Annotated in this window: 19 protein-coding genes; 8 read left to right on the plus strand and 11 right to left on the minus strand. The window is 30.7% G+C overall.

The window, feature by feature from the left end; all coding sequences use genetic code 11:
- Positions 1–63: 63 nt before the first annotated feature.
- The 6 genes from ACKTSW_RS13850 to ACKTSW_RS13875 form a co-directional block, all read right to left on the minus strand.
- A complete protein-coding gene (locus ACKTSW_RS13850; RefSeq protein WP_408025842.1) occupies positions 64–1179 on the minus strand; it encodes an NTP transferase domain-containing protein in 1116 nt (371 codons plus the stop codon).
- The gene (gene moaC / locus ACKTSW_RS13855; protein WP_408025843.1) at positions 1172–1648 is read right to left on the minus strand and encodes a cyclic pyranopterin monophosphate synthase MoaC; all 477 of its coding nucleotides are present in this window, start codon (positions 1646–1648) and stop codon (positions 1172–1174) included. Before moaC ends, ACKTSW_RS13850 begins: the two co-directional genes overlap by 8 nt.
- A gap of 65 nt (positions 1649–1713) precedes the next feature.
- Positions 1714–1854 (minus strand): four helix bundle protein, encoded by a 141-nt coding sequence (locus ACKTSW_RS13860; RefSeq protein WP_408025844.1) that lies wholly within the window; start codon positions 1852–1854, stop codon positions 1714–1716.
- Positions 1855–1877: 23 nt separating this feature from the next.
- Positions 1878–3074: a molybdopterin molybdotransferase MoeA gene (locus tag ACKTSW_RS13865; RefSeq protein ID WP_408025845.1), complete on the minus strand. Its 1197-nt coding sequence runs from the start codon at positions 3072–3074 to the stop codon at positions 1878–1880.
- Positions 3075–3150: 76 nt separating this feature from the next.
- Positions 3151–4140, minus strand: coding sequence for a GTP 3',8-cyclase MoaA (gene moaA / locus ACKTSW_RS13870; protein ID WP_408025846.1), 990 nt, complete (start codon positions 4138–4140; stop codon positions 3151–3153).
- Positions 4141–4207: 67 nt separating this feature from the next.
- A complete protein-coding gene (locus tag ACKTSW_RS13875) occupies positions 4208–5977 on the minus strand; it encodes a MutS-related protein (protein WP_408025847.1) in 1770 nt (589 codons plus the stop codon).
- 71 nt (positions 5978–6048) lie between these two features.
- Here ACKTSW_RS13875 and uvrC point away from each other — a divergent pair, with 71 nt between their 5' ends.
- Together uvrC and ACKTSW_RS13885 are read left to right on the plus strand one after the other, a co-directional pair.
- A complete protein-coding gene (gene uvrC / locus ACKTSW_RS13880) occupies positions 6049–7839 on the plus strand; it encodes an excinuclease ABC subunit UvrC (protein ID WP_408025848.1) in 1791 nt (596 codons plus the stop codon).
- A 2-nt stretch (positions 7840–7841) separates the two neighbouring features.
- Complete coding sequence (locus ACKTSW_RS13885; protein WP_408025849.1) at positions 7842–10031, plus strand: patatin-like phospholipase family protein; 2190 nt, start codon at positions 7842–7844, stop codon at positions 10029–10031.
- A 59-nt stretch (positions 10032–10090) separates the two neighbouring features.
- On the opposite strand, the gene ACKTSW_RS13890 is transcribed toward ACKTSW_RS13885, so the two are convergent.
- Positions 10091–11626, minus strand: a complete 1536-nt coding sequence (locus tag ACKTSW_RS13890) for an Rne/Rng family ribonuclease (RefSeq protein WP_408025850.1) — start codon at positions 11624–11626, stop codon at positions 10091–10093.
- A gap of 289 nt (positions 11627–11915) precedes the next feature.
- Entirely contained in the window at positions 11916–12206 is a 291-nt protein-coding gene (locus tag ACKTSW_RS13895) for an HU family DNA-binding protein (protein ID WP_028891679.1), read from the minus strand.
- Between the two features lie 133 nt (positions 12207–12339).
- On the opposite strand from ACKTSW_RS13895, the gene mutY reads away from it, so the two are divergent.
- From mutY to ACKTSW_RS13920, 5 genes are read left to right on the plus strand one after another with little or no spacing between them, the layout of a single operon-like run.
- Positions 12340–13386, plus strand: a complete 1047-nt coding sequence (gene mutY, locus ACKTSW_RS13900; RefSeq protein ID WP_408025851.1) for an A/G-specific adenine glycosylase — start codon at positions 12340–12342, stop codon at positions 13384–13386.
- A 41-nt stretch (positions 13387–13427) separates the two neighbouring features.
- The gene (locus ACKTSW_RS13905) at positions 13428–13859 is read left to right on the plus strand and encodes a single-stranded DNA-binding protein (RefSeq protein ID WP_408025852.1); all 432 of its coding nucleotides are present in this window, start codon (positions 13428–13430) and stop codon (positions 13857–13859) included.
- Positions 13860–13878: 19 nt separating this feature from the next.
- On the plus strand, positions 13879–15207 hold the full coding sequence (gene gldE / locus ACKTSW_RS13910) for a gliding motility-associated protein GldE (protein WP_408025853.1): 1329 nt from the start codon (positions 13879–13881) through the stop codon (positions 15205–15207).
- Positions 15200–15754 (plus strand): gliding motility lipoprotein GldD, encoded by a 555-nt coding sequence (gldD, locus tag ACKTSW_RS13915; RefSeq protein WP_408025854.1) that lies wholly within the window; start codon positions 15200–15202, stop codon positions 15752–15754. The genes gldE and gldD overlap by 8 nt, the downstream gene beginning before the upstream one ends.
- A gap of 16 nt (positions 15755–15770) precedes the next feature.
- Positions 15771–16283 (plus strand): hypothetical protein, encoded by a 513-nt coding sequence (locus tag ACKTSW_RS13920; protein ID WP_408025855.1) that lies wholly within the window; start codon positions 15771–15773, stop codon positions 16281–16283.
- On the opposite strand, the gene ACKTSW_RS13925 is transcribed toward ACKTSW_RS13920, so the two are convergent.
- Together ACKTSW_RS13925 and ACKTSW_RS13930 are read right to left on the minus strand one after the other, a co-directional pair.
- On the minus strand, positions 16269–17303 hold the full coding sequence (locus tag ACKTSW_RS13925; RefSeq protein ID WP_408025856.1) for a COX15/CtaA family protein: 1035 nt from the start codon (positions 17301–17303) through the stop codon (positions 16269–16271). The two genes, ACKTSW_RS13920 and ACKTSW_RS13925, sit on opposite strands and share 15 nt — an antisense overlap.
- An 87-nt stretch (positions 17304–17390) precedes the next feature.
- Entirely contained in the window at positions 17391–17948 is a 558-nt protein-coding gene (locus ACKTSW_RS13930; RefSeq protein ID WP_408025857.1) for a cation transporter, read from the minus strand.
- 92 nt (positions 17949–18040) lie between these two features.
- Between ACKTSW_RS13930 and ACKTSW_RS13935 the strand changes: the two genes are divergently transcribed.
- Complete coding sequence (locus tag ACKTSW_RS13935) at positions 18041–18913, plus strand: DMT family transporter (RefSeq protein ID WP_408025858.1); 873 nt, start codon at positions 18041–18043, stop codon at positions 18911–18913.
- Positions 18914–18994: 81 nt separating this feature from the next.
- On the opposite strand, the gene ACKTSW_RS13940 is transcribed toward ACKTSW_RS13935, so the two are convergent.
- The gene (locus tag ACKTSW_RS13940; RefSeq protein ID WP_408025859.1) at positions 18995–21043 is read right to left on the minus strand and encodes a M16 family metallopeptidase; all 2049 of its coding nucleotides are present in this window, start codon (positions 21041–21043) and stop codon (positions 18995–18997) included.
- Positions 21044–21056 lie beyond the last annotated feature (13 nt).

The following is a 21056-nucleotide window of genomic DNA, read 5'->3' on the forward strand; positions in this document are numbered from 1 at the left end:
TAATATAGAGTAAGCAAGAATATTTGCAAACCTATGCCAAAACCTTGGCATAGGTTTCTTTAGTTATATCAAATTTTCAATATCTTTTTTAGCTTCTTTAAACTCTTCAGGAGTGTTAATGTTTCTAATAAGGTGGTCATCAACTTCAATAATTTCAATTTCAGAATTGATTAACATTTTACGAGGGCATGAATACCCTTGAGCTAAATATTGCAACAGTTTTCCGTAAGCTTTCGGCTCGTAAATAGTGATTAAAGGCTCGGGGAACTCTTTGCTTTTCCCTTTGATAGCCGTAGCAACTTTACTAGGATTTCTTTTTTGTAAAAGTAAAGTAATAAGCTCTTTGTTTACAAAAGGAATGTCGGTAGCCAATACTAACCAAGCTGCATTTGGGTTCTTTTGAAAAGCAGAACAAATACCACCAAAAGGGCCCAAGTTTAAAAAGGTATCGTGAATTTCATTATCTTTTTTTGAAGGTTTTTGAACAGAAAAAAAGGTTTCTAAAGAACAGTTTTCTAATAACTCTTTAAGGTGTTCTTTTTGAGGTTTTCCAAAATAATTTAGTTCTGATTTATCTGTACCCATTCGAGAGCTTTTCCCCCCAACTAATACCAAACCTTTTATAGGAGTAATATGTTCTTGAATTAAATTTTGAATATGATTTGTGATTTTATCAACCTGATTAATCGTGTATGAAGTTATGTTTTTAATGTTTGAAAACTTCTCTGTTAAACAATCAAAATACTTTGAGTCTTCATTCAACTTAATTATAAACTGGATGTTGGTTAGTTGCTCTAAACGTTTCTTTACAGATGCTTCTTTTTCATCATCTAAAATTAAAATTTGTTTTGCTCCCTGATAATGATTTCCGTTAATAAATAGAAAATCGTGATTGTAAAACTGTAAGCGTTGTTCGTATTTATTTATAGAAGAAGTTGTGTTTATTTGAAGGTTTCCTTCATGATGAAAGGTGTATTCAGATACGGTATTTTGCTCAACATCTTTAGCATGTGAAGCATCAAAATAACCTAAGTTATAGTTCGGTAATCTTTTGGAAACTTCATGAACTAAATTAGCAATAACGCCACATTTGGTTCCTAAGATTGCAATTTCATTAGGAGCAAAATTATCTGTATGTTTTTTAACTAGGTTTGTATGTTTGGTGTGTTTCTTATCCATTTTTTATATCTGATTTTCCACCTGTTTTTTCTATTAACTTTACTTCTCTAATTACCATTTTTTGACTGATAGCTTTACACATATCATAAATAGTTAAGCAAGTTGCCGAAGCTCCCGTAAGCGCTTCCATTTCTACTCCTGTTTTACCTTCGATGGTTACTTTACAAAAAACCTCTACCTGCTCATTGTCTACAATATTAATGTCAATATCAACTCCGTTTATTAACAAAGGATGACACATTGGGATGATATCTGAAGTTTTTTTCACTGCTTGAATTCCAGCAATGATAGCTGTTTGAAAAACAGGTCCTTTTTTAGTGATGAGTTCATCATTGGTAAAATGACTCACAATTTCTGAACCTAAAAACATAGTTGCTTTAGCAATAGCGGTACGTTTCGTGATTTTTTTATCAGAAACATTTACCATTTTAGGTTGGTTTTGTTCGTTTATGTGGGAAAAGTTGCTCACTTTATATAAGTTTTTAATTTTTAGTTAAACTCCGCTGTAATGTTTTTACAATTGCTGTTAATAGCCTAATTAGCTCCTATTGAAGTGCCACTTCTTAAAAGTTGCTTAGAGATTATGTATTCGTTTTCAGAAGACAATTTTTTATAAAGTGTAATTATTTTAAGTGAAAACTGAAAACTTTTTTCTTGTACAAGGCTCTTTTTCATAACTTAAAATTAAGAATTTAAAACTAAAAACTCCGATACGTTAGTATAGGAAAAACACTTCCTTTCTTAAAATCTGTTTCTTCAGTTTTTGGGAGTTCGATAAAACCATCTGCTTCTACCAAACTAGCTAAATCACCTGAGCCATTTCTTTTCATTGGGTAGGCGACTAAATGCCCAAATTTACTTTCTAGTTTTACTTGTAAAAAGCAAGTTAAATTAGGTTTAAAAGTAATATTTTCTGCTAAAATTGCTGTTTTTTCTTCTGAAGGTAATCCTGCCGATTTTAAATACCAAGGGTAAAAATATACCATACAATTTACAAAGGTTGAAACTGGATTTCCTGGAAAAGCGAATACGTTGCAGTTATCTGTAGTGCCAAACCAAAAAGGTTTACCAGGTCGTTGCGAAACCCTATGAAATAGTTTTTGAACGCCTAACTCACTTAAAACCTCAGGTAAAAAATCAAACTTTCCCTTACTTACAGCCCCACTGAATAAGAGTATATCATATTTTTTTAGGTAAGATTCTATTTTCTCTCTTAAAACTGATTTTTCATCAGTAATATGGGCTGTTTCTGCTGGAATTTTTAAATCGTTCAATAAGGAAACTAAAGTATATACATTGCTTCTACGAATTTGATGATCTAACGGATTTTCATTAACATCAACTAATTCATCACCAGTAGAAACAATCATTACTTTTGGTTGTTTGACAACTTTTACAGTGGCTTTACCTACAGTAGCTAACACACCAATTTCAGCAGCGGAAACAATCGTGTTCTTTTTTATTAGAACTGTACCTTTACTTTTATCAGAACCCTGTGTGTGGATGTTTTGCCCTTCTTTAATTTCATCAATAGTAATAGTGGCTACTAATGTGTTAATATCAACATCTTCATAACGAATTACGGTATCACAGTTATTAGGTAATACAGCTCCTGTCATTACTTCATAACAGTTGGCTGCATTATCCAGTGTTTTTTGTGGACTTCCAGCAGCTTGGATTCCTTCTATGTTAAAATCACGAAATCCTTGTTCAAAAAAACGATAATTAATAGCAATACCATCCATGGCTATTCTATTGAAGGGAGGAAAATCTCTATCAGCAACAATATCTTCCTTTAAAACTCTTCCGACAGCTTGTAAAAATGGAATTTCTTCAATTCCGAAATCTTGTGTGTTTTCTAAAATTATATGTTTAGCTTCTTCTACTGTTATCATATGTTAAAGTGTAACTGTTAAATCGTTAAAAAACTTAATTGTTACATTTTCAAATTATCTATTTAATACATTGAAATTATCCTCCAATGGTACTCATACTTTCAGTTACATTTCCTTTTCTATTTGCTTCAGCCACAAAACCATTTTCTGGCTTTTCTTTTATCAGCGATAAAAACAAGGCTTTTAAGTCTTCATTGCTTGCACCATTTCTAATAAAGTCACGTAGGTTAAAAACACCATCATCAAACAGGCAATTTTTAAAAGTTCCTGTTGAGGTAATCCTAATTCGGTTACAATCATTACAGATAGTACGAGTGAATGCAGGTATTATCCCTATAGTTCCCTTATGATTCTCTATAGAAAAGTTTCTAGAAGTTGATGATTTTTTTGAGGGAAGTTCAGTAACAGTAAACTTAGATTGTACTTCATTTAAGATTTTGTTGTAGTTCCAAACTTCTTTTGCGTTTCGTTGCCCTTTACCATTAAAAGGCATTTCTTCAATAAAACGAACCGCGATGTTTTTATCTTTAGTAAGCTGTACAAAATCGTTAATTTCATCGGTGTTAAAACCAGATTGTACAACTACATTCAATTTTAAACTCAACGAACTTTTTTCTAACAGTTCAAATGTTTTATAAACTTTAGGAAAAACATCACGCCTAGTTATTGTTTTAAATTTTTCTTCTTGCAAACTATCAATACTTAAATTGATGTTTTTAACTTTTTTAAGGTTTTCTATTGTGTAGATATGTTTAGAAATGAGCGCTCCGTTGGTAGTAATGTTTATATCATCCAATAAATCATTGTAAGACAACATTTCTAAAAAAGAGATAAAATCTTTTCTTACAAAAGGTTCGCCACCCGTTAAGCGGACTTTGTTTACACCTAACTCGGTAAGTACTCGAATTATTCGGTACATTTCTTTATAAGTAAGTAGTTCTTTTCTTGGTACAATATCAATACCATGTGCAGGCATACAGTATTGGCAACGTAAGTTACAACGATCGGTTACTGCCAATCGAACATAGTTAATTTGTCGTCCGAAACTATCAACAAGTTTGTGCATACAACAAAGGTACGGATTAATGAATCAATTATTTCTCGTCGTTTTTCATAGTTTTATTGAAAAGGAGTTATATAATTTCCATTTTTTGTAATAAAAAAGAAGCGTTCATGTTTTTACACACACCATTTTTTATTTTATAATCAAAATAAAGTTCGTTATTAACAATTTCGGCATCGAAATAATAATTTTCTATTTGTGAATATTCATTTGCTAATTCACATAAACTAACATCGTGTGTGGCAATAACTCCTGTAGATTTTGAACCGTTTAATTTTTCAACAAACTTTTTTGAACCTATTGCTTTGTCTTTACTATTGGTGCCTTTTAAAATTTCATCAAGAATAATAAAATAGTTGTCGGTTTTTATTTTATCGACAATAAATTTCAGACGCTTTAATTCTGAATAAAAATAGGATTCGTCGTCTGTTAATGAATCAGATGTTCGCATACTTGTAATCAATTTTATAGGTGTATACGTATAGTTTTCAGCACATACAGGCAAGCCACAATTTGCCATAACAATAGATAAAGAAATAGTACGCAAAAAAGTACTTTTACCAGCCATATTAGCCCCTGTAATAATAAAAAACTGTTCGTTATTTATTATAAAATTATTAGCAACTCTTTTAGTAGTATTTAGTAATGGATGTGCTAGGTTTTTAGCATGAATACTTGTTTTTTCTTGTTGAATATTTGGAAATGAATAGGTAGGATGGTTGTATACAAAATTAGCAAGTGAGTTTTGTGCATCGAAAAAACTTACTGTTTTAAACCATTGTTCTATAATGTTTTTATATTGATCAATCCATTGCTCTGTTTTAGTTGCGTTTTGAATGTCCCATAAAAAAAGCCCGTTACCTACTACGGCAATCAAGATGTTATTTCGCTGGTCAAAAGCATCTAAAATTTTAGAGAATTTTTTAAAAATAATAGAGGCTTTTTCGTTTTTTGTAGCAATTTCATCTTGTTTTTCTTTTAAAATAGCAGTAGTAAAATGTTCATTTTCTATTTGTTCTAATAACAAATAATATTGTTTAAAAATATCTTTAGTATTACTTGCTTCTGTATATAATTTTTGTGTTGTTTTTAAGGTAAAACTGGTAATGCTTAATCCTATAAAAAACCAAAATAAAACTATTGAAAATGTAATAACTTTAAAAGTTAATAAAATTATAAGAGTTATAGAAATTATTGAAAAAACTTTAGAAAACAACGCTAAAAACTTAGGTAGTTTTGAGGTATAATTAGTAATCCAGTTGGTAATGGTATTTGTTGGTTTTTTAGAAGAAACTAAACTTTCTAATGCTGAAAAGTGTTGACGCCATTTAACTTTTAATGAAAGTTCTTGTAGTGCTTCTTGTTTTTTTATGATAGTAGAAATAGTATTGCTTACCAATGTTGAAGCTAGTAGTATTTTACCGTCGTTGGTTACTGTTCTATTAATAAATTGAAAGAAAGATCCTTTACCAAATAAATCAATATCATTACTAAAATAATGAGTAGAATTTATAAATTCTTCACCAGTAACTAAATTAAAATAGTTTCCGTTTAACACATTAATTTCGGTTGTGTTTATAGCTATTTTATAATTTATAATTTTTTGTTCTTCTTTTAGTTTTTGGTGCTTTATTACTAAAAAAACAAAGCTCAATAAGCCTAAAAAACCTAGTATTAAAGGAATGTTAGAAAGTTGAAAAGTATAATAAATACTTATTACAGTAGCTAGAAAAACAATAAAACGAAACACACGAATACGTATAATTTTTTTGATGATTTCTGAAGAATTTTCTTTAAGCTCAACAAGTTGTTTTTTATAAAAGAGTATAGGTTTTTGCATTGTAAATTAAATAAGAATAAATGTACAACATTGCATCTAATATATTTTTATAAAAATCGTATTTTCGTTGTATGTCAACACTACTCGAACTTCAAATAAAAACACTACCAAATTTACCAGGAGTTTATCAATATTTTGATAAGGAGAATGTTATTATTTATGTAGGTAAGGCTAAAAACTTAAAAAAACGTGTTTCATCTTATTTTACCAAAAATCATGAGAACGGCAAAACACGTGTTTTAGTAAAAAAAATTGTTCGGATAGAGCATATTGTCGTTGACACTGAGACCGATGCATTACTGTTAGAAAACAATCTGATAAAAAAGTATAAACCACGATACAATGTGTTGTTGAAGGATGATAAATCTTATCCGTGGATTTGTATTAAAAAAGAACGATTTCCGCGTATATTTTCTACTCGTAGAGTTATTAAAGATGGGTCTGAGTATTTTGGCCCTTATACCAATGTACGAACGGTACATGCATTGTTGGATCTGATTAAAGAGTTGTACCCACTGCGAACTTGTAATTACGATTTAAGTCAAGAAAAGATTGATGCAGATAAATACAAAGTTTGTTTAGAGTACCATTTAGGAAACTGTAAAGGACCATGTGAAGCAAATCAAACGGAAGAAGATTATTTAGAAGATATTAGAGCAATTCGAAATATTATTAAAGGAAATTTTAAAGAGAGTTTACATCAGTTTGAAAAAATAATGCTTGATTTTGCTGCAGATATGAGGTTTGAAGAAGCACAAAAAATTAAAGAAAAATTAGCTTCTTTACAAAATTATCAAGCAAAGTCAACGATTGTAAATCCATCGATAAATAATGTAGATGTATTTTCTATCATTTCTGATGAATCACATGGGTATGCCAATTTTTTTAAAGTTATGAATGGTGCAATAGTGCAGTCGTATACCACAGAAATCAAGAAAAAACTAGAAGAAACCGATAAAGAACTTTTAGAGCTATTTATTATTGAAACCCGTCAACGCTTTAACTCTTTATCTAGAGAAATATTTGTGCCTTTTAAAGTTAATGTAGGTAAGAATATTAAAGTTACGATACCAAAGTTAGGAGATAAAAAACGCATTGTGGAATTGTCTGAACGAAATGCAAAATTTTATCGTCAAGAACAGTTTAAACAGATAAAGATTGTAGACCCTGATCGTCATGTGAAAAGAATCATGGCGCAAATGCAAAAAGATTTAAGATTAGGAAAAGAACCCCGTCATATAGAATGTTTTGATAACTCAAATATACAAGGAACAAACCCAGTTGCAGCATGTGTAGTTTTTAAAGATGGTAAGCCGAGTAAAAAAGATTATCGCCATTTCAATATAAAAACAGTCGAAGGTCCTGATGATTTCGCTTCAATGGAAGAAGTAGTATATCGACGATATAAAAGGTTATTAGATGAAGAACAACCCTTACCTCAGTTAATAGTTATTGATGGAGGAAAAGGACAATTATCATCGGCGTTAAAAAGTTTAGATGCTTTAGAATTAAGGGGCAAAATAGCAATAATAGGTATTGCAAAACGACTTGAGGAAATTTATTATCCAGGAGATTCTGTTCCGTTATATTTAGATAAAAAATCTGAAACACTCAAAATAATTCAGTACCTACGTAATGAAGCACACCGTTTTGGTATTACTTTCCATAGAAACAAACGAAGCAAAAGTGCGATACAATCTGAATTAGAACAAATTCCAGATATAGGCAAACAAACCATCACCAACTTATTACGTAAATTTAAATCAGCAAAAAGAGTTAAAGATGCTAGCCTAGAGGAGTTAAAGGAAGTTGTAGGGTACTCTAGAGCTCAGAAAATATATCAATATTACCAAAAAAAATAAAAATGAAAAAACTGCTAATTTTAATACTATTTCCAATTATAGTACAGGCACAAAATCAACCTAAGATAGGATTGGTTCTTAGCGGAGGAGGAGCAAAAGGAGTTGCTCACATAGGAATATTAAAAGAACTAGAAAAAGCAGGAGTTCAGGTAGATTATATTGGAGGAACAAGTATGGGAGCTATTGTCGGAGGATTGTATGCAGCAGGGTATACAGCTGAACAAATAGAAAATGCTGTTATTAAAACAGACTTTATGAGTTTGTTACAAGATAAAGTTTCTAGAAGAGAAAAACCTTTTTTTAGTAAAGAACATGGAGAAAAGTATGCAATTTCATTACCTATCAAAGAAGGGAGTTTAGGGTTGCCTTTGGGGCTTTCAAAAGGACAAAATATGTTGAATTTTTTAACGGAACTCTTAGCACCTGTTGATGAGATTACTGATTTTTCAAAACTTCCAATTCCTTTTTATTGTATAGCAACAAATATTGAAACAGGAGAAGAAAAGGTTTTAGAAAAAGGTTCGTTACCTCTTGCTTTAAGAGCAAGTGCAGCATTTCCTTCTTTATTAAATCCAGTAGATATTGAGGGTGATTTATTGGTAGACGGTGGGGTTGTAAACAACTTTCCTGTAGATGTAATGAAAACGAAAGGAGTAGATATTATTATTGGGGTGAGTGTACAAGGAGAATTGCTAAAAAGAGATGAATTGGCATCTGTAGCATCACTTTTGTTACAAATAGTGAACTTTCAAATGTATAAGAAGTCAGACAAACAAGTTGAACTTTTAGATGTTTACTTAAGACCTAATGTAATTGATTACAGCGTGATTTCTTTTGATAAAAAAGATGAAATTTTAGCAGAAGGAGAAAAAACAGCAAAAACTTATAGAGCTGTTTTTGATAGCATTGCCAAAATGCAACCTAAGAATAAAAAGTTACCAAAAGTAACTCCAAAGGAAAATAAATTTATTGTTGATAGAATTATTATTAAAGGAAATAAAAATTATACTAATAATTACATACTAGGAAAATTACAATTACGAGAAGGAGATAGTGTTTCATATAAAGAGATTTCTAAGAAAATTAATACGTTAACAGCATCAAAAAATTTTGGAAGAATTGACTATCATTTTGAAAAATCCTTCCAAGGAAAAAAGTTAGAATTAGCCGTTAAAGAAGAAAAACTACAATCATATTTACGATTAGGTTTACACTATGACCTACTCTATAAATCTGCAGTGTTATTAAATTATAACCATAAAAAAATGCTTTTTCAAAATGATGAGTTTTCACTAGATATTGGCGTAGGAGATAAAGTAAGGTATAATTTGGAATATTTTATTGATAATGGTTTGTTACCTAGCTATGGTTTTAGAACAAGGTATAATACTTTTAATAGCGATTTTATTTATAATACGGGGTTAATAAATGGGCGGTATAGAGATTTTTCAACTTCATTTTACCTACAAACAACAATTGATAAAAAGTTTGCTTTAGGTGTTGGCACAGAACATAAAAATATAAATACAAAAACACAAAATATTTCAACTGATGGTAAAGAAGATTTTTTTGATAATAGTAATTATATTAATACATACGCCTTCTTAAAATTAGACACTTACAACAAAGAAGAGCTTCCTACAAAAGGCTTTTATGCAGATGTAGGTTTTAAATGGTTCTTATGGTCTGATAGAAATAATAGGTTAAATCAGTTAATAGAAAATAGCGCTCCTTTTCATCAGTTTTCTCAATTGGCAGGAACTTTGGGCTTCGCAACTACTTTTTATAACAAATTAACTTTTCAATACACCTCACAAGCAGGATATACATTAGGAAAAAAATCATTTGAAATATTTGATTATCGTTTAGGAGGTTATAATCAAAATTACATTAACAATTTTATTCCAATGTATGGTTATAATACGGGAGAGTTAAACAATCAATCATATTTAAAATCAGAATTCAACTTACGTTATGAGGTTTATAAAAAACATTATGCAGTCTTTGTGGCAAATTATGCACGTATAGAAGAAGATATCTTTGAAGGTGTAGGTTTATTTAAAAACACTAAATCTGGTTATGCCTTTGGTTATAGTGTAGAAACATTTTTAGGACCTATTGAGTTAAAATATACGTGGACACCAGACCACTCAGAAAAGTATTGGCTATTTAACCTTGGTTTTTGGTTTTAAGTATAAAAAAATCCCGTATCAACTGATACGGGATTTTTGTTTCATAATAAGATTGTGCCTTACTTACTTTTTTTTAAATAGAATTTATATTGTAAGTATTGGTAAGCATCTCTAGGTAATATTTTAATCCACTTTTTGTGCTGTACAAACCATTTAAAACGGATTGAGTTAACGCCTTTTGTTAAATAAGCAGCTATAAATGGATGCACATTCAATGTGATTTCTTTATAGTTTTTACCGCTGTTTAATATGCGTTCTAATTCAGCTTCTATTTTGTCTAATAACACAATAGGAGCTTCAACCTCTCCATTTTTGTTTGGGTTTGGTTCACGTGTTTTTATCTCTAATTCAGGTCGTACACGTTGTCTTGTAATTTGAACTAAACCAAACTTACTTGGAGGTAAAATTTTATGTTTAGTACGGTCTAAAGACATCGCTTCTTTTAAATGTTGATATAGTTTCTGTCTGTTTTCGGCAGATTTCATATCAATGAAGTCAATAACAATAATTCCACCCATATCTCGTAGCTGTAATTGACGAGCTATTTCACTGGCTGCAATTAAATTAACTTCTAATGCAGTTTCTTCTTGATTTAAGGACTTGTTAGAGCGATTACCACTATTTACATCAATAACGTGTAAAGCTTCGGTATGTTCTATAACTAAATAAGCTCCTTTGCTCATTGAAACTGTTTTACCAAACGATGTTTTAATTTGTCTTTCAATACCATACTTTTCAAAAATAGGTACATCAGAACGGTGGAGTCTTACGATATTCTCCTTTTCAGGATATATTTCTTGTAAGTATTCTTTAATTTCAACCTTTAAGGTTTCATCGTTGGTTACTATACTTGTAAAAGAATCATTCATAACATCTCTTAAGATAGAAGATGCTCTGTTTAATTCACTTAATATTTTTGTTGGTGTGTTGTTATTTGCAATGCGTTTACACATTGTTTTCCAACGATCAAGTGAGTTTTGTAAATCTTTGTCAAGTTCTGCTACTTTTTTACCTTCAGTAACAGTACGTAAAATAAGACCAAATCCTTTAGGTTTGATACTTTTTGCTAATTTTTTTAAACGCTCCTTTTCTTTTGGATCTGCTATTTTTTGTGATACAGATATACGGTTAGAAAAAGGAACTAAAACTAAAAACCTACCTGCAATAGAAAGTTCCGAACTAATACGTGGACCTTTGGTAGATATAGGTTCTTTTACAATTTGTACTAATAAATTTTGACCTGATTTTAGTACATCATTAATACTCCCATCTTTGTTGATGTCTTCTTCAAAGCGAAAGTTTTTTAAAGTGAATTCTTTATAATTACCTGTGCTTACTTTCTTAATAAATTTATTCAAAGATTGTACTTGTGGGCCTAAATCATGATAGTGTAAAAAACCATCTTTAGGGTACCCAACATTTACAAAAGCGGCATTTAAACCAGTCATAACTTTTCCTATTTTAGCTAGAAAAATATCTCCAACTGAGAAGTTATTGTCGCTTGTTTCTTTGTTTAATTCAATAAGTTTACCATCTCTTAGTAAGGCGAAATCAATATCAGAAGAATTGGAACGAATTATTAATTCTGTTTTCATTCTGAATATGGTTTTGTGCCAACGTAAATTACGCAGACGGATTAAAATTTTTAAACAGGTATACTATGTTATACCATTTTAAGGTGTTAAAACCTCAATGTCAATGAACGTAGCTTATAAAAGCAACGAAAAAGTAAGCTATAGCTTACTTTTTCTTATGACGGTTTGCTCTTGCTCTTTTCTTTCTTTTGTGTGTAGAGATCTTAGCTCTCTTTCTTTTTTTACCACTTGGCATAGTTAAAATGTTTTGTAAAACCTTGAAAAAGGTTTTGGGTTAATACTTTTTTAATTACTTAACAGCTACTTTAGTCTTTACTCCCTCAGTAAATACTTTTGAAGGCTTAAAAGCAGGTATGTTGTGTGCAGGAATCTTGATAGTTGTATTCTTAGAAATGTTTCTACCAGTTTTTTCTGCTCTCGTTTTAATGATGAAGCTACCAAAACCTCTTAAATATACATTATCCCCATTCTCTAATGCATCTTTTACTTCGTCCATAAATGCTTCAACAGTCGCCAAAACATCCGCTTTTTCAATTCCACTCTTATCTGAAATCTTAGATACGATATCTGCTTTTGTCATTATAAATATATTTTTGTTTGTTTTCTTTAAAAAATTGAGGGTGCAAATATATGATAATTAATCTATTCCGAAAAAAATAAGAATAAAAATATCTAAATTAAATATGCTAATTTTGTAGCCACAATTTACATAAATGATTTTAGCTAAGCAATTAGTATACTGGTATTTACAAAATAAAAGAGATTTGCCTTGGAGGAAAACTAAAGATCCTTATCGAGTTTGGTTAAGCGAAATTATGCTACAGCAAACACGCGTGGCACAAGGCTTACCTTACTTTTTAAAGTTTACAGAAGCATTTCCAACGGTATTTGATTTAGCAAAAGCTAATGAAAGTGAAGTATTAAAATTATGGCAAGGACTTGGCTATTATTCACGAGCAAGAAATTTACATTTTACAGCAAAGTTTCTTGCTAAAGAATTTAATGGTGTGTTTCCTAATACATATAAAGAATTACTAAAATTAAAAGGTGTGGGTGACTATACCGCCTCTGCAATAGCTTCTATTTGTTACGCAGATCCAGTAGCTGTGGTTGATGGTAATGTATACAGGGTTTTATCACGTTATTTTGGTATAACTACTCCAATTAACTCTACTAAGGGAATTAAAGAGTTTAAAGAATTAGCTCAAACTTTGATAGATACATCACAACCAGGGGTATACAATCAAGCTATAATGGATTTTGGAGCGATACGTTGTAAACCTCAAAATCCGTTGTGTACAGATTGCCCGCTAGCCAATGGCTGTGTAGCTTTGGCAAAGAATCAGATAAAAGAACTTCCTGTAAAAGAAAAAAAAATAAAAGTAAAGAAAAGGTACTTTAACTATTTGGTTGTTATTACAGAGAACAATAAAACTGTTTTAGAAGAGCGAAAAGGCAAAGGGATTTGGCAAGGACTCTATCAATTTCCTTTGGTAGAAACGCCCAAAGAAATGAATGAAAAAGAGTTGATCGAAAAGAAAGAGTTTACGAGTCTGTTTCCAAAAGAAGCTACAATTAGCCTTTTTAATAACAAAGATATTATTCACAAACTATCACACCAACATCTATTTACAAAATTTTGGGTAGTAAAAACAAAAGAAGTTAGCGAAAAAATGGTAAGTTGGGGCACCGTCAAAAAATACCCAGTACCTGTGTTAATAGATAAGTTTTTAGAGGAATTTCTAAATAAGAAATCTTAAATTTTGTATATTTGATTTTACACTAAAAACTATAACGCGCTATGGCAGGAACAATCAATAAAGTTATTTTAATAGGACATTTAGGAGATGAGGTTAAAATGCACTACTTTGAAGAAGGAAACTCAATAGGTCGTTTTCCCTTAGCAACTAACGAAACCTACACGAACCGTCAAACAGGAGAAAGAATAACAAATGTCGAATGGCATAATATAGTGGTACGTAATAAGTTGGCTGAAATCTGTGAGAAATATTTAACCAAAGGAGATCGTGTATATTGTGAGGGACGTATAAAAACACGTCAGTATGAAGTTGATGGACAAAAAAGATATACAACTGAAATTCATGTGCAAGACATGACGTTTCTATCAACAAAAAAAGACCCAAATAATACACAACAAAATGAAGCACCAATGCAAGGAAACCCTACACCACCAGCTGTAGCCGAAGAAGAAGATGATGACTTACCATTTTAGTTTAATTAAATTTTAAAAATTGGATCTAGAACCCGAACCTATATTTTTACTATTATTAAGTTTTGACTGGTTAACAACTATCAACTGTTTATTATTACTGTTGTTATTAACCTGTTCTGCTCTAATTTCAGGAACAGAAGTAGCTTTCTTTTCTATATCACAAACTGAATTAGATGAACTATCAGCAAACTCAAAAGAAGAAAATATAATAGTAAAATTACTTGAAGACCCTAAAAAATTATTAGGAACTATTCTAATTACTAATAACTTTATAAATATTCTTATTGTATTACTTTTTGCAAGTATTGGGAAGGTTTTATTTGCGGGGTTAGATTATGAGTTAGATTTTTATTACTTCAATGTGTCTGTGCTCTTTTTGATTGAAATAGTACTTATCACTTTTTTAATTTTATTGTTTGGTGAAGTGTTGCCAAAAGTATATGCTAGTAGAAAATCACTAAAATTTGCAGGGTTTATGGCAAAACCTGTGCAGGTGTTAAACACGTTATTAACACCGTTAAGCCTAACTCTAATCAAATTAACAAGTATTGTTGAAAATAGGTTAGGAAACAAAAATAACAACCTCTCAGTAGAACGTTTGTCACAGGCATTAGAATTAACTTCCGACGATGCAACTACGAAAGAAGAGCAAAAAATTTTGGAAGGAATTGTGAGTTTTGGAAATACCGAAACGGTGCAAATTATGAAACCAAGAACTGACGTATGTGCCATTACAGATGATGCTAGTTATGAAGAGGTATTACGAACAATTTTAAAGAATGGATACTCTAGAAATCCTGTATACCATGAAAATATTGACAATATAGTAGGCGTTTTATATGCTAAAGATTTACTAGAACATCTAAATAAAAAAACATTTAAATGGCAAAAGCTATTAAGAGAGCCATTTTTTGTTCCAGAAAATAAAAAACTAGATGATTTATTAGTAGAGTTTCAAGAAATGAAAAAACATCTAGCTATAGTAGTTGATGAGTATGGAGGTACTAGTGGAATTGTAACCCTAGAAGATGTAATAGAAGAAATTGTAGGAGATATTAATGATGAATTTGATGATGAAGATTTAACGTATTCAAAACTTGATGAAAATAATTATATTTTTGAGGGAAAAATAACCATTAAAGATTTTTGCCGAGTCTTAGAAGACGAAGATGAAGAGAAGTTTGAAGAAGCTAAAGGAGAAAGTGAAACTATAGCTGGTTTTATTTTAGAAGTCTCAGGGAAATTTCCTAAAAAAGGTGAAAAAATAAACTTCAGTAATTATACGTTTACTATAGAAGCGTTGGCTAAAAAACGTATAAAACAAGTAAAAGTTACCCGAAATGCGTAGATTTTTTTTGCTGGTATCAGCAATACTTTTAATAAGTTGTGGTGAAGAAACTTTACCCAAACCCAAAGGATATTTAAGCCTAGAATACCCTAATAAAACCTATAAAAAACTAAATCTAAACAAACCCTATACGTTTCAAATTACAGAGATAACCAAGTCTAAAAATTTGCCTAAAAACTGGATGAAAGTTGAATATCCAGCGTTAAAAGCATCGGTAGATATTACATATCGTCCTATTGAAGGAAATTTAAGAGAGTTATTAATAGAATCTGAAAGACTAGTATTTGAACATGCCATAAAAGCAGATCAAATTACAGCTCCAGTAGAATACGCAAACCCCAATAAGAAGGTCTACGGAAGTTTATATCAAATTCTTGGGAATGCAGCCTCGCAAGTTCAGTTTCATGCAACAGATAGCTCTAAACACTTTTTAAAAGGGTCTTTATTCTTTTATACCAAACCTAATTACGATTCTATCTTACCAGCAGTTGAATATATCAAAAATGACATGATTCATATGATGGAAACGTTGGAGTGGAAGGAGTAAAAAAAACGTTGTGGAGTTGGATACTAATTTTTTAGAAGTTTTGAAAGCTCATAAGCAGATAGAGCCTTTTGATTATGACTTAGTTGTAGATTGGGCTGTAAATATGCTATTGGATGATTATAACCATGAAAGCTTGATAAAAATAGCTTCCATGAGTAAGCCTGTTTTAGAAGAAGAAATTGTTGATTATGTGACAGAAGTTTTGAGTGATTTTAAGGTTGAGGAGTTGGTGATGGTAGATGCTTTTAAAAGGAAAGTAAATTATCATGTTAAAATGATTTTGCAAAGCAATGAAATAAGAAAACAATTAGAATCGCTTTATAAAATTTATTTAGAAAGTGATAATCCAGATTATACGGTTTTTTTTAGTTTACATCATGCTTGGAAAGATTTAGAATCAGATTTTATAAAGCAAGAAATGAACGGAACTCAATTGTATTATAAAGGAGCTACACTTGAAAATATTAAAGAGTTGATTGTTTTAGAATCAAAAAAATGGTTGGAGTCTTCTGGTTTATACTCTTGTTAGATGAATGTCTTTCTTGCTCTGCAACCATAAATAAAATTGTAACCCGAATAAAATAGCACCAGATAATAGGTGTACCGCTTGTGTTCCTAATGGGAATTCAGCATAGTACATTAAAATACCCGTAATCGTTTCTAAAAAGATTAAAGCAACAATCCAATTCACTAGTTTGTATCCTAAATTTTTCACCTGATTTAAGTAAAATAGCCCAAGGTTTACCAATACAATAGCTATAGTAAATGAACGATGGATGTAGAATTTTATATTTGGATTCATTAAACTGTATTCTTTGTTTTCAAATCCATGTAGTTTTACTTGTTCGTCAATGAATTGGCGTACCTGAGTTCCCAAAGCAATTTGAATTAACGAAAATATTGCAGAAAAGATTACAAGTTTACTAAATAATGAGTCATATTTATAGGATGTTTTTTTACGGTGAGAAACAATATATAACAACCATAAAAGTAACGCTACGATTACCAAACCGACTACCATATGAATGGTAATTATTGTAGGTTTTAAGTTAGAATCTACTACAGTTTTACCAAGCCAAGCCTCAAACAACATCAAAAAGAAAGCACCGAATGATAAAAGAGTTATTTGTTTGTTTTCTTTCCAAAACTTAACAGAAACAAAAATTAAAAACAAAAAAGGAATTCCCGCCAAAGCAGAACTTAATCGGTTAATATACTCTGTCCAAGTATGAAACTTGTTAAATTTTGCGTAGCTGTGTTTAGTATACTTTCCCCAGTTATTTACATTAAATTCTTCAGTAGTTTTTATATCATGACCTGCTACAAATAATGCTTCATCTTTTATGATAATCATTCCTTCTTTGTATTCAGAATTAGGTTGCCAAGTAATTTGTTCTTCGGAAGTAGGTGGAATGTAATATCCAAAACATTTTGGCCAATCAGGGCACCCCATACCAGAACCTGTCATACGAACAATAGCACCAGCTAAAAAAATAACATATACCGCAATCAACGAAATTTTTACAATGAGAGGAAAATGTTTTTTCATGCTACGAAAATTTTCACAAAGATACAACAAGCCTATAAAACAAAAGGCTTCTCATTTGAGAAGCCTTTTGTTTAAAATAAATATAAATTAAGCTTTTTTTACCTCACTTTTTGTGCAACATTCTTTTTCACAGGTTGCTTTTTCTGAGTCTGTTTTATCAGCACAGCATTCCATTTTGCACATTTTTTTCTCAACCTCTTTGTTAGTACAACAAGCCATTTTACAATCCTCTTTACAAGCTTTAGCTTCGGCATCTGTCTTTGCTCCACATTCTTTCTTGCAGTCTTTTTCACAAACTTTTTTAGAAGCTTCTAAAGTTTTGTACATGTCACCGCTACCAATTCCTTCAACAAAAGCCATTAATTCAGCCTTATTCGTTTTATTAACATCAAATTTTACTGTTGCAATACTATCAGCAAAAATAACTTTCGCATCAACTACGCCTTCTTTTTTTGATAAATCAGATGCAATTTTTTTAGCACAACCAATTTCACAAGTCATACCAGAAATAGCAAAACTAGCTTCTTGTACATTTGCTGCTATTTCTTCAACTTTTTGAGTTTCCTCTTTTTTTGCTTCTGTTTTACATCCTACAGCTAAAAAACTTATTAAGGTTAAAGCAAACAATATTTTTTGGATTTTCATTATTTTTATTTATTGGGTTATACTGCAAATTTATTAATAATATCAGTTTTATAAATAGAAAAAAACGATTTTTGTTATTAAATAGACTGATAATGAATAATCAACAACAAAAATGGCTGTTTTTAATAGTGCTTTCACTGGTTTGGGGAAGCTCTTTTATTTTAATGAAAAAAGCACTAATTGGGTTAACTCCAATTCAAGTAGGCGCTTTACGTATCTTAATTACCGCAGTTTTTTTATTGTTAGTTGGATTTAAAAGTTTGAAAAGAATAGAAAAAAAGCATTGGAAATATGTTGCTTATACAGCGGCATTAGGTACTTTTTTTCCTGCCTTTTTATTTGCCTTTGCTATAAACGGTATAGATAGTTCGATATCTGCAATATTAAATTCATTAACTCCTTTTAATACATTTATATTTGGAGCGTTGGTGTTTGGATTTACTTTTAAAAGAAAACAATTCTTTGGTGTTTTAATAGGTTTAGTAGGTACTTTGATACTTATTTTAAAGGGAGCTGAGTTAAACCCGAGTCAAAATTATTGGTATGCTGTTTTAATATTAATAGCTTCAATAGGTTATGCGTTTAATGTAAATATGATTAAAAAATATTTAAATGATTTAGATGCGTTGGCTATTACTACAGGAAACTTTTTGTTGTTAATAATACCAGCGTTTATAGTGTTGGCTTTTTCAGGATTCTTTTCAACTTTTGAAGTAACGACAGAAACTACATCGGCATTAGGTTATATTGCTGTTTTAGCAGTTGTAGGAACTGGAATAGCAAAAGTATTGTTTAATAAAATGGTGCATCTTTCTTCTCCTGTTTTTGCTGCATCAGTAACGTACTTAATTCCTATTGTTGCTGTTACTTGGGGTATTGTTGATGGAGAAAGATTAAGTTTAATACAGTTGTTAGCTGGTGGAATTATTTTGTTTGGAGTTTGGTTGGTAAATAAAGCGAAGTAGTTTTGAAATTACTTAAAATAAAAGGGCCAAAATATTGTATTTTGACCCTTTCAGCTTTATTGATAAACGTAAATCTAATCCTTATTTAAAATCAGTATCAGAAACACCTTCGTTTATTTTGATTTCTTTTACGATGAAATTTAATTCCATAGGGCCATTTTTTTGAACTACCTTATGAGGGAATTTAATTCCATTTACTTCTTTGTAATCTGAATATAAAGTAGGGGTTTTCATTTCACCCTGTGGTCCTTTAGCAGTTTTAATTTCTTTAACTCTTAACCCAGAGGTCATATCGTAAAACATTTCAGTATTAAGGTACTTAATAACATAAGTATTTTTACCATCTAGAGGTTCAATTCTGTCTAAAGTTCCTTTTTTGTATGCTTCATCAATGAAAGGAGCAGTACTGTTTTTTACCTGTTCTAATTCATCACCTGATAGTTCTTTGTTTTGTCCACGAGCTTCTTGATACCCTTTAGTACCATCAAAAACCATTTTTTGCATCACATTCCCCATCATAGAAACTGTAACTGATAATTTATTAGGAGCGGCTACTTTATTAACTACGCTTAATTTCATTCCTTGAACTTCAGCTTCAGAAGTAATTATTAACGATTTTACTTTGTTTACTTTATCTTTACCACCAATAGCTTTATAATAGTTGTCTACAACAGTGGTAGCTGTTACACCAGCAGGAATAGGTAAACTCATTGCAGGTTTTTCAGTAGAATTTCCGTTTTTATCAAAATAGTTGATTTTATAGTCAGCTGTTTTTTCTAAATTCTTTAAAACATCTATCCCTTTACCTGTAATGATAATACGAGCTTTATCTCCTTTAAAATATTTAATAGCTGCATTTTGAACATCGTCTAATGTCACAGCATTAATGTTTTTTAAGTAGTTTTTGTAGTAGTCATCAGGTAAATCATTCGTTAAAATATTTAAAGCATATGAAGCTACTGTTTCAGGCTTTTCAACATTACGAACAAAATTTCCAATGTATTTAGCTTTTGCAATATCTAATTCTTCTTGAGTTGCTTTTTGATAACGGATTTTGTTGATTTCTTTCATTGTTTCAACCATTGCACTATCAGTAACCATGTTTCTTACTGATGCAGAAGCTTTAAAACGAGAAGCGTATCTGCTTGATCCAATTCCTGAATAAGCACCGTATGTATACCCTTTGTCTTCACGGAGGTTTTTGTATAATCTACCAGTACCGCCTCCACCAAGAATTTGGTTTGCTAATAAAGCTGCATAATAATCTTTGTCATTCATCCTTAAATCTACCGCATTAATGATAGATAATTCAGATTGAACAGCATTTGGCATGTCAATAAAATTAATCTCTGTAGTTGAAGGGTTTTCAACTTTTGGTAATTTTTGAGGAGTCAAATCTCCTTTTTTCCAAGTTCCAAATAAATTTTTAACCTGTACTTTAATTTCATTAAAGTTTACATCACCAATTATAATTAAGTAAGAGTTGTTTGGTTTATACGTTTTGTTGTATAAATCTTTAACATCTTGTAAAGTAACATTTTTCAATGTTTCTTCTGTAGTAAATTCTCCAAAAGGATGATTTTTACCATAAGTTAATGCACTTTCAACTCTGCTCGCAATAGCTTTAACACTCTTAGCGTTGTTTTTAATTCCGTCAAGAGATTGCTTCATTTGTTTATCAAATTCTTCTTGATTAAATACAGGGTTAAAAGCAGCATCGGCCATTAAACCTAATACTTTTGGAAAGTATTTTGATAATGAACTAGCTCTTACTCCTTCATCCCAAAAAGAGATATTAGCTCCTAAAAAGTCAACCTCTTCGTCAAACTTTTCTTTTGGAGTATTTTTTGATCCTGTTCCAAGCATTCCGCTTAATAAGCCCTCAACTCCTTTTTTATTTCCATAAGACATTGGTGGGTTATCAATAGTTAATGTAGCAGATACTCTTGGTAATTTATGGTTTTCAACCACTAAAACTTGCAATCCGTTAGGTAAAGCAAATTTTTTAGGAGTTCCTAAATTAATTTTAGGAGCTGGACCTGGTTTGGGTTGTTGGGTTCTATCAATCTGTGCCGAAACAGTTAATGATAGAAATAATATTGTGATAATTGAAAATATTTTCGTTTTCATTAAAATTCAGTTT

The organism is Tenacibaculum sediminilitoris (genome assembly GCF_964513795.1).
Taxonomy (GTDB): domain Bacteria; phylum Bacteroidota; class Bacteroidia; order Flavobacteriales; family Flavobacteriaceae; genus Polaribacter; species Polaribacter sediminilitoris.